At 45.2% G+C, this 16439-nt stretch carries 10 protein-coding genes; all 10 read right to left on the reverse strand.

Annotated features, from left to right (window positions below; all coding sequences use genetic code 11):
• On the reverse strand, nt 1–2672 hold a 2672-nt coding region (locus VIM89_RS19235; RefSeq protein WP_488157809.1), incomplete at its 3' end, for a glycoside hydrolase family 2 TIM barrel-domain containing protein.
• Nucleotides 2672–4861 (reverse strand): alpha-L-rhamnosidase-related protein, encoded by a 2190-nt coding sequence (locus tag VIM89_RS19240; protein WP_488157810.1) that lies wholly within the window; start codon nt 4859–4861, stop codon nt 2672–2674. The genes VIM89_RS19235 and VIM89_RS19240, both read right to left, overlap by 1 nt.
• Nucleotides 4862–4865: 4 nt before the next feature.
• Nucleotides 4866–6467 (reverse strand): sodium:solute symporter family transporter, encoded by a 1602-nt coding sequence (locus VIM89_RS19245; RefSeq protein ID WP_488157811.1) that lies wholly within the window; start codon nt 6465–6467, stop codon nt 4866–4868.
• Nucleotides 6464–7549 (reverse strand): Gfo/Idh/MocA family protein, encoded by a 1086-nt coding sequence (locus VIM89_RS19250; RefSeq protein WP_488157812.1) that lies wholly within the window; start codon nt 7547–7549, stop codon nt 6464–6466. Before VIM89_RS19250 ends, VIM89_RS19245 begins: the two co-directional genes overlap by 4 nt.
• 13 nt (nt 7550–7562) lie before the next feature.
• Entirely contained in the window at nt 7563–8282 is a 720-nt protein-coding gene (locus VIM89_RS19255; protein ID WP_488157813.1) for an L-rhamnose mutarotase, read from the reverse strand.
• A gap of 4 nt (nt 8283–8286) precedes the next feature.
• The gene (locus VIM89_RS19260; protein ID WP_488157814.1) at nt 8287–10221 is read right to left on the reverse strand and encodes a right-handed parallel beta-helix repeat-containing protein; all 1935 of its coding nucleotides are present in this window, start codon (nt 10219–10221) and stop codon (nt 8287–8289) included.
• 6 nt (nt 10222–10227) lie between these two features.
• Entirely contained in the window at nt 10228–11115 is an 888-nt protein-coding gene (locus VIM89_RS19265) for a sugar phosphate isomerase/epimerase family protein (RefSeq protein WP_488157815.1), read from the reverse strand.
• Nucleotides 11116–11117: 2 nt separating this feature from the next.
• Nucleotides 11118–12539, reverse strand: a complete 1422-nt coding sequence (locus VIM89_RS19270) for a DUF4974 domain-containing protein (protein WP_488157816.1) — start codon at nt 12537–12539, stop codon at nt 11118–11120.
• Nucleotides 12526–13665: a sialidase family protein gene (locus tag VIM89_RS19275; protein ID WP_488157817.1), complete on the reverse strand. Its 1140-nt coding sequence runs from the start codon at nt 13663–13665 to the stop codon at nt 12526–12528. Before VIM89_RS19275 ends, VIM89_RS19270 begins: the two co-directional genes overlap by 14 nt.
• An 11-nt stretch (nt 13666–13676) precedes the next feature.
• Entirely contained in the window at nt 13677–16436 is a 2760-nt protein-coding gene (locus VIM89_RS19280) for a glycoside hydrolase family 78 protein (RefSeq protein ID WP_488157818.1), read from the reverse strand.
• Nucleotides 16437–16439 lie beyond the last annotated feature (3 nt).

Below are 16439 nucleotides of genomic sequence, written 5' to 3' on the forward strand. Positions count from 1 at the left end.
CTTGTTACTTTGACCAGGGCTTTGTTCAATGCTTTCGCGGTGATGGTTTTGAATTTCACCGTATCCTTATACCAGGGCTTAAGCACTTTATTTGCCTTCCAACCACGACGATCGTTGTCTGTTAGTGGCCGGGTAAAATGCGGCAGCAGCGGTGCAAATATTTGTTGCTGATTGTTGATGATATAGGAATTTAAAGCGCCATTGATTTTGCTTATGGCGATTTTAAAGTTTTTCCCACTCATGACGTATGCGATCGGAATTTCAGTCAGGGTAACCGATGCAGAATTTTTAGCTTCATTTTTAACACCCGGAATATGACCGAATGAAAACTGATCGCTTGCTATCTCATACCCTTTGGCTGCCCAGGGTTCATTTTCAGGAAGACAAAAATGAATATTGGCCAGGTATTCATGCCCGACTTTCATTACCGGCAAATAAGGCGCCAACGAAAACAATGTATCCCTGAAAGCCGGCACATTAATAGATGGCAGTGTTTTTTCTGAGATGATCTTTCCGTCTTCCAGTATTTCAAGTTTTACTGTATAATAACCAAGTGATCTAACTGAATTCCAATTTTTTATACTAATTATTTTTTTCACAGTATCGACCAACGTACAAACAGCTGGCTGAAAAACATGCTTGCATTCATATATCTCAGGCTTAGGCCTCCCATCAGCGCTCACCAGTCCTTTAATAGTAAAATCATCATAATACTTTTCTCCGAAATCACCGCCATAGGCATAGAATGGAACGCCTTTGGCATCTTTCTTCAGCAGGCCCTGATCCTTAAATTCCCAAATACAGCCGCCTATCACCCGTTTGGTATTACGCCATATATCCCAAAACTCCTTGAGGTTGCCGGTTGAATTTCCCATCGAATGCGAATACTCACAAAAAAATATCGGACGATGATCACCATTCTGCTGGGTGGCAAGCAACCCGGCTGTATACAAACCGGGATACATACGGCTTACGATATCCACATAAGGCTCATCGATCGGATTTTGTAACCGGTGCGAGTGATCGTTCTTTTTGGGATAGCGCGGATCATCAGGCGGAATATAGCCCTCTCCCTGCGGCGAGTCCTGTGCCGGTTCGTAATGCACCGGCCGGGTTATATCAAATTCGTGCGTCCAGCCTGCCATTGCTGCATGGTTGGGCCCATGACCTGCTTCATTACCCAGGCTCCAGATGATAATACTCGGATGATTTTTGTCGCGCATCACCATCCTCGTCATCCTGTCCATATAATCGCCGGTCCACGCCGGGTCATTACTCAATTTTGAACCGAGGCCGTGTGTTTCCAGGTTGGCCTCGTCAATTACCATAATGCCATATTGGTCGCACAGATCATACAGATAAGGATCCATCGGGTAATGACTGGTGCGTATACAGTTGAAATTAAACCGCTTAATAGTTTGTATATCCTTTAAAATATCTTCTCTTGATAATGCCTTGCCCTTTATTGGATCATGATCAGGCCGGTTTACACCATACAGGTAAGTTATTTTCCCATTGATCAATAACTTACTATTGGTTTTGGAAAATTCGATACTTCTAAAGCCAACTTTACAGTTTTTTACCTCAAGTGTATGCCCGGCAGAATCTATTAATGAAAGTGCGAGCGTATACAAATTAGGTTCTTCAGTGCTCCACTTAGCAGGGTTTTTAACCCTTGCCTCCATCAATCCAAATTTAACATTGCCGAGTCGCGGGTAAACTTCATTCAAGATGCTTTCCACATCTTTTTCCAGCGGCTTTTCAAAAACAGGCTTACCATTTTTGTCGAACAATTGCGCTTCCAGTTTACAACCATTTGCCCGCCTGCCGGTTAAGTTTTCCAGCCTCGGCCTCAACTCAAATGTGGCGTCTTTATAATCTTTGTCCAGTTTGGTTTGATAAAAGAAATCGGCAATATGCAGCGGAGGTTCAGCCAGCAGCATTACCTCGCGATGGATACCGCTCAAACGCCATTGGTCCTGGTCTTCCAGGAAATAACCGGATGTCCAGCGGACTACCTGCACCGATAACACATTTTCTCCGGGTTGCAGATATGGTGTTATATTGAATTCAGAGGGCAAAAAACTGTCTTCTCCATACCCCAAAAACTTGCCATTAAGCCAAACCTTAAACCCCGAACTGACGCCGCCAAAATGCAGCACAATGTTCATATTCTTCCAGTTTTGAGGAATGGTGAATGTGCACTGATAGTTACCTACGCTGTTATCGGTAACGGGCATATGCGGCGGGTCGACCGGTCTAAAGGGATAAACCGCGCTTTTATAGATGGGCTTGCCATATCCCTGCATTTCCATATTGGATGGAACAGTGATCTTCTTCCAACCCTGCACCCGGTTCAGGTAAAATCTTTTGGGTGTGTCCGCCGGAGTCGGGGAATAAAGAAAATCCCATGAGCCATTTAACGACATCATACGGCCGGATTTTTCGCGGTCGCCGGTCAAAGCATCCTGCAGATTGCTGAACGAATATGCAGTTGCATGCGCAGGAAGCCGGTTAATGCCATCTATAGCAGGATCTTCCCATGGATCGAACTTATAAACCGATGGCAAATGAGGCAGCGGAGCAGGCGTTTCATCAACCAACTGTGCATGAACCAGCAATGGACATACAACAGACAATCCCAATAGCAAATAATAACTTAAACCCTTCATCAGATGGCGTTGTAATTAATGATGTAATCCTTTCCTTTTTCCAATTGCAGCTCGTAAACGCCATCTCCTTTGCTGGTGATTTGTCCTAACTTACACTCAGGAACAGTTTTGCTTTTGAACCGCAATACACCTTGCCCCTCATCGCTGCTCACCTTTATCTGCTTTGTACTGCAATAAACATTGATCTTACCATGGGGGGTGGGCACAGCACCCTGCATCCATCGTAGTGAACCAAGGTTGGGCTCAACGATATAGTCATGATATCCCGGCGATAGCGGTTTCACGCCTAAATAGTATTTGCCCAAAAGATAGATCGGACTGGCACCCCATGCGTGGCACAGGCTTTTGCCATAAGGGCGACCGTACATGGAGTAGTTGTCAGCTCCCTTTTTGGTGGGATTATACTCCTCCCAAAAGGTGGTTGCCCCCAGTTTGAGCATGCCGCCCCAGTAATCCTTTATCTCTTTCAATACATAATCCTGCTCGCCCATAGCGCACAATGCTTCCAGTTCATAAAAGCGCATGTAGGGCGTATTGATATCCGGCACGTTGTTATTGAGCAATACATATTTTTTTGCGTCCTGCTTTTGAGCCTGATTGAAATAATTAAAAAATAAGGCGAACATGTTGGCATAGCGCGTCACATTATCCGTTGGTTTTCCATCAATGCGGCTGTGTACCAGAGCATGCTTCTGGTCATTCCAGTAATATTTAAATATCTTTTCTTTTATATCGGCAGCAAGACCGGCATACTTAGTAGCTCCGGCATTGTCGCCTGCGATCTTCGCGCACTCGGCAACTGTTTCTAGACTGCGGCAAAATAAAACCTGCTCGAAACTTACTTCACCCTGCTTACTTAAACCATCGGCCCAGTCAATAAAAACCCAATCACCGGGCAGACCTTGTACAAGTCCGTCATTATCGCGCCTTGCCAGGCAGAAATCCATCATGGTTTTCATCCCCTGGTAATTTTGTTCGACAAATGCTTTATCGCCTGTGTACAGGTAATAGTCATTGATGCCCAAAAACCAATAAAATGTATAATCGAGTATCGTATTGATGTGACTTGTGATCGGATCTTTCCCCCTTAACGCCTGCAATGTGTGGGTTACCTCGGGCGAATCAAAGAATAAGTAATAGTTCATGAGGTAGCTTTGATAAGCATCGCCCGACCAAACCCAGCGGTCGCGCTTTATACCGTCAATAAAGAATTCGCGGGTGTTCAGGTGCAATGTGTAAGCAGCTACATCCCATATCTTATTAATCTCCGGATCGGAACAAGTAAAACTACCCAATTGCTTAACCGGCGAATACTCATACAGCATGGAAACATCATTTATGCCGATGTTATCGCTATAATAAACAGTCACATAGCGAAATGCCCTTGAACCTTTAAAAGTATAATCGCCACTGTTCTGATCTATAATAACTTTATCTGCAAGTTCACACCTGCCTGTATCCGCTGCTTCATAGGGCGACTCTCCATAATAGACATGAACTGAGCCTTTGACTTTTATGCCATTCAATTTCAAATAGCCAAAGGTTTCCTTACCAAAATCAACAAATAGAGAGTGTGGTTTCCGCTCTATTTTAACTGCTTTTTCGGGTTGAACAGGCAAATGATAGGTTGATGGAAGCATAGTCGGATCGGTAAAATTCCAGCTATCCGCGTGCATATATTTAGTGGCCGACACATCGGACGTTTTACCCGTAGCGTCGATCCATTCTTTGTCTTCAAAAGTCACCAGCCATGAGGTATCAGAAACCAGGTGAGCGCTTTTCAGGTAGATTGCCGGTACTCCAGTCTGATTGTAAACTTTAAGATTGATTCGATGTTTTCCTGCGGGGATATGAATGATCTTAGGATAACCACTAACCGTTTTTCCATCAAGGCTAACATTGTATTGCCCTTCAACATACAAGCGGGCATCCTCTGCATTAGGAAGTACGAAATCTTTATGAAACTCCATTAACGGATAAGGACTATACAATTTCCAGAAAGGCGGCAGAAATGTTCCGCGTTCGGTACGCCTTGTCTGCATTTTATTGCTTAGCCAAACTGAATAGTCTCCCGGGTACCAAATCCAGGAGGCTTGTTGTGCTTTGACGTTCTCGCAAAACAGCATCAGGTACAGAAATCCTGTAATTAATACAATCCTCTTAAGCTCAACGACATTATTTTTTTTCATAAGATCAGTGTCCGTTAAATATGATATAAAGGCAGATCATGACTATAACAAGCGCCGCCCATGTGATTTTTACCCGCCTGGTTGTTGGCGACACATTGGCTTTAACCATTTTGTCGCGCAGGTAGATGATCGGGTTGCGGTCAGCGAGGGAAATGATGACGGCTGCTAACAGCAGGAAAATAAAAATGTAAAACGACAGCATCAGGTAATGCGGCCAGAAATGATATTTATCAGGCGTGAATACCCACAGATACAAAACGCCGACTCCAAGTGAGAAAGCCGATCCGGCAGATAAAACCAGGTTGACTGCAGTCCGGGTAGTTCTTGGCCAAAATACAGTTAACAGAAAAACTACTGCTAGCGGTGGCGCAATAAAGCCTAAAACCGATTGAAATATATCGAACAAATTGAGTCCTTTAATATTGTCAATTGCCAATGCCACAATGATGGCGAAAACACAACCAGCAACCACCGATATCCGTCCAACCTTTATAATTTGCTGATTGGATGCATTAGGGTTGATCTTCTTCGAGTACACATCCATTGTGAACACGGTACTCAGTGAGTTGAGGGATGAACCAATTGTGCCAACAAGAACCGCAATCAGTACTACAATCACCAACCCGTTTAATCCCGGCGGGAAGAGATGGGTAACCATGGTCATGTATGCCTCGGCGGGATCTTTAAGTCCCGGAAACAGGATAAAACACAATATCCCTGTAAGGATGAATAACGGCAATGATAATATCTTCAGCCATCCTATAAAGTTTACGCCTAATTGGCCTTGCTCCAGATTCTTTGCGCCCAGTACTGATTGCACCATGGCCTGGTCAGTACAAAAGAAAGCGACTGCTGAAACAGGATAACCCAGCAGTATGGCATACCATGGGTATTTTTTATCGCTTGCCGGATGGATCAGGTTCCAGAAATTATGCGGCACTTTATTGTATACCGCGGATAATCCGCCGGCTTTTACCACTCCTATGATGGTGAGCATGAGCGAGACCGCTATCAGCAATATCATCTGGAAAAAATTCACTTTGGCGATAGCTTTCAATCCGCCTGCAAAAGTGAACAGCCCGGCAAATGACACAAGGGCAATAACCGACTGCCACATCGGGATTCCCAATATCTGCCTTACCAGGAAACCACCTGCAAACAGCCCTAACGACAACCAGGAAATAAGTATTTTAATAAGCGCATACCATGCCAGTATATTCCGGGTCGATTCGCCATAGCGGTTGCCCATAAATTCAGGTGTGGTGCTCACTTTAGCTGCGAGATATTTCGGAGCGAAAACAACCGCCAGCAGTAACAGGAAAACAAAAGCATACCAATCGAAATTGACAGCGACGATGCCGGTGGTATAACCAATACTGGCAAATGCCAGCAGCATTGACGGCCCTACATTGGTTCCCCACATATTAAACCCGATGCTCGCCCAACCCAGGGATTTATTTGCCAGGAATAGCGTTTCGTCCTTCTTTTCTTTTTTGGAAAAACTGGCCCTGTACCCGATAATAATGAGTATTACGACATAGATGAAAACGATGGCATAATCAAGCGCTGTTAGATTCGCCCCGAGGTGTCCCATTGCCAATATCATACGCTTAACAATCCGGTTGATAGTCTATACTCTTTCATAACATCAGCTATTTTTACCGGTGCGCCGCTTTGCAATGACCTGTCCATGGCTTGTAGCAGCACAATGGTGCCAATACCTTCTTTTATATCGGGATAAGCAGTTTCACCGCTTGCGAGGCAGTCGGCAAAATATTCGAGATAGTTTTGGTATTCGCCTGCGTGGTGACTTTGCCCCTCAAACCTGTAGTAATATTTTAATGCTTTGTCGCCCCAATAAATGATCTTTTCTTCTCCTGTTTTATCGGTCACGGCATAACGCAACTCGTGATAATCAGCCTGTGATGCGCCTTCGGTGCATCTTAATATCACACTCATACCGCTGTCGCGTTGGGTTGGCTGGGTATAACCGGTATAAGCGCCGCTTACGCGTGCAATCCGGCCATCGGTCGCCTTAAAAATGAAATGCATAGTATCAGCATTTTTAAGCCCGGCTTTCTTCCCATTGCTGCTGATCATGCCATAACCCATCACCTCTTCAATCTCTGGTAAATACCATCGTATAAAATCAACCGGGTGACTTAACCCGCCATACAGCCATTTGAAAGCATCTTCCAGCGCCCATGGCTTTTCCAGGAACCACCGGTGATCGGCATGATAATGGCTTTCAACGGTGATCAGATCACCAATTAGTCCCTGTTCAAAATCTTTCCGCTGTCTTTTTGCCGGCTCGAAAAAACGGGAACTTTGGCCGATAAATACTTTTTTGCCTGTTTTTTCAGCTAAGTCGAGTAACTCCTGAGCTTTTGATAAGTCATCAATAAAAGGCTTGGTGCATACCACGTGCTTCTGATGCAAAAGCGCCTGTTTCACATGTTCGGCGTGCAGATGATCGGGCGTATAAATGGCAATCACATCAATTTCAGGGTCGTCAAGCATTTCCTGGTAATTGGTGGTGTAGCTGTGAAAATTGAATTCTTCTCCCCGTTGTTTACACAATTCGACATTTCTGTCGCACACCATTTTTAATTCATATTTTGGACTATGCAGTGCAGCTGACATGGTGCTGCGACCTTCTCCTAATCCTAGTACTCCTAATTTTAGCATAATCTGTTTGGCATTATAAATTATTCACCGGCTTCAAAAACACCCATGCCTCTCCCGGCCTGGTGCCCGGTATGCCCACCTGGTATTTTTTCATCAGGGCGTTCCACTGCACCATTTGAGGGTTATTTTCTGTCGTCTTTGGATTTAATTTGTCGAGGCTCTCCCCTTTTGGAATACTGATGACCAGCATCAGTTGCCGCCCGTTCCTAAACCCAAGCAATTGCTGGAAATTGGCATGGCAAAAGCCTTTGGCCACTTGAGGCCATTTCTTAAACTGGGTTGCATGATATTGCAGGTATTCCTGCTGCATTCGGGGATTGTCGACCAGGTTGGCAGTTAGCAGGATATTATCCCACTCTTTAGCAACACTGGCTTTGCCACAATACCGTCTGCGATTAAAATCATAATAAGGGTGCTGATAAATTTTTAAAGCGTATTTGGGGTATAACTTTGCAAGCCGCCCTTCCAACCTGACCGGATCATTCATAAAGGCGTAGATAACCAGGTGATTTTTCCATTGATACAGAGCAGATGAAGGAATATGTGACGCCTTTAATACCGGTATCAATAAGCGTGCATCAGGTTGTGAACCTATCGGCCCTGTAATTTCTATTATTGATGGCGTGCGATCTTGTGCCCGGATATCCGAGGGGTTGAAAAAAGAAATAACAAATACACAAAGCAAAATGTGCAATACTTGTCTCAATTGATATGTTTTGATAATCGTCTGCATGCTTCTAAGGGGCTAAGTGGTTGATCGCCTCGTTGCCGGAGTTGACGATTATACCGTTCAGCAAATGTTTATAGGGTTGCTGTAAACCAGCGGATTGCTTTATGCTTTCTGCCACCTGCGGACCGTTATTCTCCCAAACATTACCAGGACCATTGGCATTTTTAAGGAATTTTTCTGCCGGGCACCAATTGTCTTTTACTGTAAAAAAAGATGAGCCTTCGTCCGTGTAGATATAAAACCAATGCTTCGGGTCGTGAGCATATGATACTTTGTAGATATTGTCAACATAATTGCTATCGATGACCGAGCGCGGCTGAGCCGACAAGGTATAAATGCCCGACACATCATACATGTGTTTTGCATAATGATGTACCTTATTGGCGCGAATGATATTATCACTCATTGCATTGGCTGCCTTTGTCCATCCCCAGCCAACGCTTATACCCGTATAGGAAACATCGCACACCTCATTATGCTCTATGTTGATCCCTTTCACATAGCCCGCACCTATACCTACACATCCCCAGTCTTCATTGGTGACATCGTCAACAAGGTTATCGATAATGTGCTCGTTAGTGCAAACCTCACGGAAATCGGAAGGATTATACGGTAGATGGGCCTCAAAACTCTCGTCGGAAAAAACACCGATTAGTATCCCCGTACCACCAATGTCTTTAAACAAATTACCTTTTATTTCATCATCATGGGTACTCCGCATAAAATCAAGTGCGGTTGAAGCCAGGTGAGTAAAGGTGCAGTCAGAAAAATTGATGTGGTTAGCATAGCTGACCTCTACAGCTGCCGGTGGACGGCCTACCCAGGCCTGGTTTTCGAGACCGCTTTTTTCGGGTGTGCCTTTAATCTTCAACTTGTAAGCGTCGAGCAAGAACATCCCTGCCTGTAATGGTACATGCCCTTTAAGCGATGGGCGGAGCCATGTCGTATTTTCAAACTTTATTCCTTTAAAATAAATGTAGCTCACCGGCCTGTCGGCGGAGCTCTTTACTTCCATTAATTTTTCCAGCGATGGCGCAATAACGTTAGCATTGTACATATCCTCACCTTTGCGGGGCAGATAATAAACTTTTCCGGCTTTAACATCTTCGTACCACTCACCCGGCTTATCTAGGAATGCCAGCGAATTAACAAGGTAAAATGCCGAATTGCCATTCATTTTATGATCCTTATCGATCACAGGCGCAGGCCAGGGGTGGTCAAACTCAATGCGGCTCTCAGGCTGATAAAAAGTAAGCCCGGCTTTATTCCCATTAATCCTTATCGATTTTATCCGAAGATTGGCTATGGCCCACATCTGGTGGATAACCATTTCCATTTGATCGGGATTTTTTGGCAAACCGCCTACAGGAATGGGTATCCATATTTCCTGCTTTTGCTTATCCACTGATAAAATGCGGCTCATGTCATCATCGCGATCAACATCCCTTGCCCGAATAGCTTTTTGTCCGTTTACCCAAAGCTGCCTGAAGAGCAAAGTGCTTCCGTCTATCTGCGGCGCCGACGCTTCCCAGACTTTGCCTTGTGCACCGGATGGCAAACCAGGAATATGATCTAAAACCTTACGCCAGTTATGAATGTAAATCCCACCGCTGATTACCGGGCTTGCTCCAGGGGCATTCTCTATCACTGTTGGCGATGTCGGCGTACCCGAATCTTCCGGACGGACAAACAGGGGTTCATCGAGTATATATTCGCCGTCTTTGACCAGGATATAAACTCCTCTTTCAATAGAAGTATCCTTAAGCCTGCGCAGTTCCCGCGCCTGGCGCAGCGCGGCTGCAATTGTAAGCTTAGGAGCTTCTTTTGTACCCGGATTTGCATCATCACCATTTGTTGCCACCCATATTTGAGCAGCATTGACTTGCAGACCGAAACCGGCCAGCAAACAAATACAAATCGATACGATACAAAAAGGCTTCAAACCAGGTTATTGAAAAATTGATTTAACGTAGGTGGTATTAGCTGTAAAGTTCTTTTTGACATTGTGCGGGTCATTAGCATCGCGCGAGCGTTCGATCACCAGCCATCCGCTCCAGCCCATTTTGTCCAGCGTGTGTTTTATTTTTTTAAGGTCGATCTTGGTATCGTTCTGCAACCATACGCCGTCCTCATCTGTACAATGGATCTGCACGATCTCGTTTTTGCCCAATATCTCCAGCTCTTTGCTGATATCTCTGCCATTCTTTACGGCATTGGCAAAGTTGAAATAGCTTTTGACAGCCGGTGAACCAATGTCTTTCAATAATTTCAATTCCTCTTTCGCATCAAGCGAGGTTTCGAGTCCTATAACAACACCCGCTTCTTCGGCTATCTTACCCACGGCTTTTAATCGCTCTAAAATAGCAGGTCTTAATTCGGGATTTTTAACAAGATCGCCCTGAACACCAAGCGGCAAAAAAACCACCTTAAGGTTCATCTGTTTTGCAGTATTGATGCAATCCTGTACCGCTTTAACAGCTGTGGGCCTTTGTGCAAAAGACTGGGCAAAAAAACCGGTCATGCCCAACGAGCAGATATCCAGGTTCATTTCCTTGCCTGTTGCCAGGAATTGGTTCCGTACCGAATCTATAGCCAGTTTATTATCAAATGTCTCGCGGTTACCTAATCCTCCCATATCCACCTCTACTCCATCGGCACCTAAATCTTTGGCCAGCTTAAAGGCGCCCAGTTTTTGGCGTTTCAGTATCATCAGGTCGACCACCGCAACTTTGTAACGGTGTCCTTTTGATTGAGCGGTAACTTTTTCCGGCGATAATCCGACTGTTATGATTATGCCTGCAAGGGCAGTTAAGAAATTAAGAGATAGTTTTTTCATAGTTATTTTTCAATTGGTTTTTTCTCGCGCGGGGTTGACGCAAAGACTTTTAATAAATTATTGTACCCCATGATGGCATCCTTGGGCAAGTATTGACCGTGATCACCGAAAACATACATCATAGGCTCTTTTTCAATTGTCACTTCCGATTCATCGATCTTCCCGCTCTTATCTTCGATCTTGCTCATATCCAGGTGGAAGTTTTTTGCTACAAACGCATAAAGCGCTTTGCGTTTTGAGAGGCCGTAGTCGTGACCCTCATTGGGAAGATGTACATTTTCAACCAGGTTGGTTTTACCATAATAGCCGTATATTTTTTCCAAGTATGGGAAGTCATGTTCGGGCATGTGTGCCGTCCAGTCTTTGCCATCCGAGATCAGCAATTGGGGATGAGGGGCAGCCATGGCAGCTAGCTCCACATTGTCGGTCCCTCCGGCGCAAAAGAAAATAGGCATGCCGCTTTCGCATGGACAGCCGCCAAAAAAGTAAGACGATACCGATACAACAGGTGCACTCAGTTTAATGCGGGAATCCAGCGCGGCCATTAACACAGTATGACTTCCGCCACCCGATCCCCCGCTAATGCCAACGCGTGCAGGATCGGTTTCTTTGAGGCTCAGCACATAATCCAAAATGCGGATTCCACCCAATGTTTGCACCACCTGTGCAATGCTGGTGCGATGATCCTCCGACTTAAATTGCAACAGCGATTCGCCCCAGGCAAAAAGGTCATAGCTATAAGCTATACAGCCCATGCGCGCAAGTGTGGCGCATCGAATCTGGCAATCGGCCCGGTAGCGTTGCTGTGCCCAATGTCCGTCGGGACTCAGCATAACGGGTATCTTCCCTTTTATATGTAAAGGCTTATAGAGCGATCCGTTGATGTACAACCCGGGCAAAATTTCAATAGCGATGTTTTGAACCGAGTATCCGTAGTAGATCCTTTCAGGTGTTATAATAGGTTTACTATTCGGTTTTGCTGGCAACGGGTATAAATCCAACGCTTTGTATAAGGCGGTGCGAAGCGAATCTTTTCTCTTTTCCCAGCTTGGTACATCGTGATAAAGCTTAGCTATACTATCCAGCCTGGCCCATCCGTCCTGCTCCGACCAAACATTGTATTCATATTCCTTGAGTTTGTAAGTGTTGGGGCCGGTTTTGTTTACCTTCATGTCCAGCGGGGTAAGCACATTTTCAAGCGTCTCATCCACTGTGTTCCTGAAACGCCAGTCGGCATAAGTCACCGTCTTACCTTTCACCTGGTCATCGGTAAATTTGATCTTTACATGAAACCTTATTTCAATCTCCTCAAGGGTTTCTTTCAATGTTTTCCTGAACTGATGATCCGTATCCTGCTGGGCCCAAATGAGCATGGGCAACAATAACATCAGTCCCGCCAGGATGTATGCCTTATAGTTTCTCATTGTCTTCGTTATTAGCCACCGGTGCTGTGTAACCGTGCACAATAGGCCATTGACCATCTTTTATTTCCTTTAACTCCAGCTTCTTAGGGTCGATCACCACGTGTTTTATCCGCTTTCTGCGCCAGGTATAAACAATGTGCACCAAGCCATCAGAAGTTTGTATTACCGACGGATAAGAGTATTGGCTAATAGGTGAATCCTCGAGAATAGCAGCTGCATACCATGTTTTTCCATCTTTTGAAATCGCTACATTCAATGGTGTGCGTGCCCCTTTTATCTTGCCGTCCGGAGGCAATACATGGTTATAAACCAGCAATTGACGACCGTCTTTCAAAGTCACGCCATCAATGCCCGAATTGTTATTAGGCAGAGTCGTCTTTTCCAGCGGCGACCATGTTTTTCCATTATCCGATGACCAGGTTTGCAGTATCGCCCGGTTCTGGCTGCGGCATAAGGCCTCCAGTTTTCCGTCTTTATAGGACAATATGGTAGGCTGCAAGGCTTTAAAAGTTTTGCTGTCGTCAATAGAATTCGTCTTTTGCCAGGTTTTTCCTTTATCGGCAGATAATTCAAAATGTACTTTTGCCCCGCCATCTTCTGTTCCGGATGGAGATAAAATATCGCCGTTAGATAATGTAATTGGCTTGTTTTTAACCGGGCCAAGAATTTCATCGGGCAAGGCTTGTTGTGCCGACCAGGTGACACCCTCATCCTTTGATGATCTCACATACCCCTTCCATTTAGCCGGACTAGGACCGATTTTGTAAAACAACAGCAGATCGCCATTAGGCACCTGGTAAAGTACGGGGTTCCAGCAAGCATAGCGCAGCGAATCATTTTGAATGCCATTGGCTACATTGATGCCTTCGGTCCATTTGCCATTAACATAGCGGCTTACCCAAATACATACATCGGGATTACGTTCTTTAGTCCCTCCAAACCAAGCGGCTACAAGTCCGTGTTTGGTTTCTGCAATGGTAGCGGCATGGCATTCGGGGTAAGGCGCCTTTTCAAAAATGAACTCATCTGTTATGATACCATGTTGCCACAGTTTCAATTGTGCCCGGCCGCTCAGCGCAAATCCAAGGATCAAAATCGTGGCAATACAAAAACTCTTCTTATACATACTTATATCGTTTAATATTTTATCCTGAAATCATAATCACCTGAGCCGATCACTACTTTCGTTTTGTCTTTATCCAGCCCGGCATATTTGATCCCTTTTTCAGTGCCTAGTGCCATATCTCCTTCATGGACATTTTTCAGCGTTTTTGTCGGCAAATAAACTGTCGCCGTTGTATTTGGCGGAACGGTCACCAGCCACTCAAATTGACCTTGTCCTTTTTTCCAGCTACTTTTAATTAGTCCATAAGACGTTTGATAGGAGGCTTTCACGCTGTCTAAACCATTTATAATTGCTGGTTTCATAATGATAGTTTTAAACCCCGGGTCACCGGCTTTGATTCCGGCAAGGTCCTGGTAAAACCATGCGATCAAATCGCCCAAAAGCATCACGTGATTGCGGGAATTCATTTGAGGATTGGCCGTATCGCCATTCCAAAGCTCCCAGATCGTGGTAGCACCCTGTTTTACCATATAACCCCAGCTTGGGTAATCGCTGTTACCTGCTATGCGAAAAGCAATATCCGGGCGGCCATAGTCCGTCAAGCCCCGCATCAGCCATTGTGTTCCGATAACGCCGGTACTGATATGGCCATTTTCAGCCACAAGGATTTTGTTCACAATATTGCTGAACACCTGCTTCTCAGACATCGGCGGCACCATCTTAAAATATAAAGGCAGCAGGTTGGCGGTGACTGTATTGTTATCGTATTGGCCGGTGATTTTATTCAGAAACTTTTGGTTGAAAGCATATTTTGTCGCTTTTGCTAAGTCCGAAAAATTCTGTTGATCGGCGGTCTTATTTAATATTCCTGCAAATCGCTGCATTAAATACAGCATGCGATAGTAATATGCTGTCGCGATGAGCGTGCCATCGGTAATCCGGGAAGGGTCTTTAGCATGGATCAATTCCGGTGACTCAGGTGGTACGCACCAGTCGCCGTACTTATCTTTGGTCATTAAGCCGCTCTTCAGGTATTTCTGGCGCATGTAGCTCAGCCATTTCTTCATCGAAGCGTAGTGTTTTTCAATAGGCGCTTTATCTCCGAATTGTTCATAGAGCATATTGGCTACCAGGATGTAAGTACCCGGCCAGGTCATGTTATCGCTATAATAATGCCAATATGCAGGCGCTACATCGGGGATTGAGCCATCAGGCAATTGAGCCTCCTGGATATCATCGAGCCATTTGGCGTACAGGTTTTCGTTATTAAAAGCGAAGCTCTCTCCCAGCGAGCCAGTTGCACGATCTCCCAGCCAGGGCATACGTTCATTACGCTGGGGGCAGTCAATCGGCATGCCTTTGTAATTGCTTAAGATACCCCACCAGGCGTTTTGATATATCCGATTGATCAGCGTGTCCGAAGTTTCAAATTGCCCGGTTGTCGCCATATCATCTGATACCACCTGGCCAACAAAATCATTTATGTTTGGTGTACCCGGATAGCCTGTTATTTCTACATACCTGAACCCATGAAATACAAATACAGGATGCCAGACTTCTTCTCCTTCACCTTTTAAAGTGTAACTATCTGTGGCCTTTGCATCGCGCAGATTAGCAACATACAATTCCTGGTTCTTTTGCAAAGTTTCGGCATAGCGAAGTGTGACCTTATCTCCGCGGTTACCCTTAACCCGCATCTGAACCCAGCCGGCCATATTCTGGCCCATATCCATTATCGAAAGGCCTGGCTTAAGCGGAACGATGCTTATTGGGCTAATGGTTTTGACAATTCTGATCGGCTCCATCATACTGGCCTCTAGCCTGCCGCCAGGTGCAGCTACCAGTTGAGGGTTTGTCCATTTACTGTCGTCATAACCGACTGCATTCCACCCGGTAAGTTCCTTAGTGGCGTCATATTCTTCCCCATCGTACTCGTTATTGGTTCTGATGGGGCCGTTGGCTGTGAATTTCCAGCTACCATCGCTCGTGATAACTTTCTTTGTCCCGTCGTTGTAGGTAATCTCCAGTTGCAGCAACATCTTCGGGAAACCGAATTCCTTTATTTTCTGTGGCTTATACTTGGGACGCATTGTAAAGAAGCGACCGTTGCCTAATACGGAGCCTATCACATTGTCTCCCTGACTGATGTTATTGGTAACATCATAAGTATTGTATTTTACCGCCTGGGTATAGTCTGTCGGCGTTTCAGCAAGCACTTCATCACCAATTGCTTTGCCGTTAATATAAAGTTCATAATGCCCCAGGCCGACGACATAGACGACAGCTTTTTTTATCGGCTTATCGCTTTTAAACTCCTTACGGAAATACCGTGCCGACAATCTTGAAAATTTGGAAACACTGTCCCACGGAAAACCACCATCATAGCCGATCCATTTTGCCTTCCAATCTGAAGAGTTTAGCAATCCCACACTCCAAAATGCAGACTGGCTCCATTGGCTTTGCCCTTTATTAGTCCAAACACAAACCTTCCAGAAACAGGCAGTACGACCAACAAGTGGTTTACCAGCATAGGCAACCATTATCGACTGGCCCGAAGTAATCTTATGAGAATCCCAAAGGTCGCCCTCGCCCCTGTTGAGTTTTTCGGGGGATGAAGCTACAATTACCCTGTAAGCGGTTTGGACGATGTTGCGACCGCTACCAACAATTTGCCAGCTTAAATGTGGATGCAAAGCGTCTATTCCCTGCGGATTCTCCAGCATTTCGCAACGCAGATGTTGCAGGCCTATTTGGGTGGACGCAAAACCTCTATAGCCGCAAGTAAGAATGCATGCTAAAATCGCGGCGATATGGAATGCACACTTTTTCATCAA

This window comes from Mucilaginibacter sp., from assembly GCF_036568825.1.
Lineage (GTDB): Bacteria > Bacteroidota > Bacteroidia > Sphingobacteriales > Sphingobacteriaceae > Mucilaginibacter.

What these genes read in the sequence shown, in the direction of transcription:
- VIM89_RS19270 (WP_488157816.1), bottom strand. Translation starts at nt 12,539, where the DNA reads ATGAGAAACTATAAGGCATACATCCTGGCGGGACTGATGTTATTGTTG.
- VIM89_RS19275 (WP_488157817.1), bottom strand. Translation starts at nt 13,665, where the DNA reads ATGTATAAGAAGAGTTTTTGTATTGCCACGATTTTGATCCTTGGATTT.
- VIM89_RS19240 (WP_488157810.1), bottom strand. Translation starts at nt 4,861, where the DNA reads ATGAAAAAAAATAATGTCGTTGAGCTTAAGAGGATTGTATTAATTACA.
- VIM89_RS19280 (WP_488157818.1), bottom strand. Translation starts at nt 16,436, where the DNA reads ATGAAAAAGTGTGCATTCCATATCGCCGCGATTTTAGCATGCATTCTT.
- VIM89_RS19255 (WP_488157813.1), bottom strand. Translation starts at nt 8,282, where the DNA reads ATGCAGACGATTATCAAAACATATCAATTGAGACAAGTATTGCACATT.
- VIM89_RS19265 (WP_488157815.1), bottom strand. Translation starts at nt 11,115, where the DNA reads ATGAAAAAACTATCTCTTAATTTCTTAACTGCCCTTGCAGGCATAATC.
- VIM89_RS19250 (WP_488157812.1), bottom strand. Translation starts at nt 7,549, where the DNA reads ATGCTAAAATTAGGAGTACTAGGATTAGGAGAAGGTCGCAGCACCATG.
- VIM89_RS19245 (WP_488157811.1), bottom strand. Translation starts at nt 6,467, where the DNA reads ATGATATTGGCAATGGGACACCTCGGGGCGAATCTAACAGCGCTTGAT.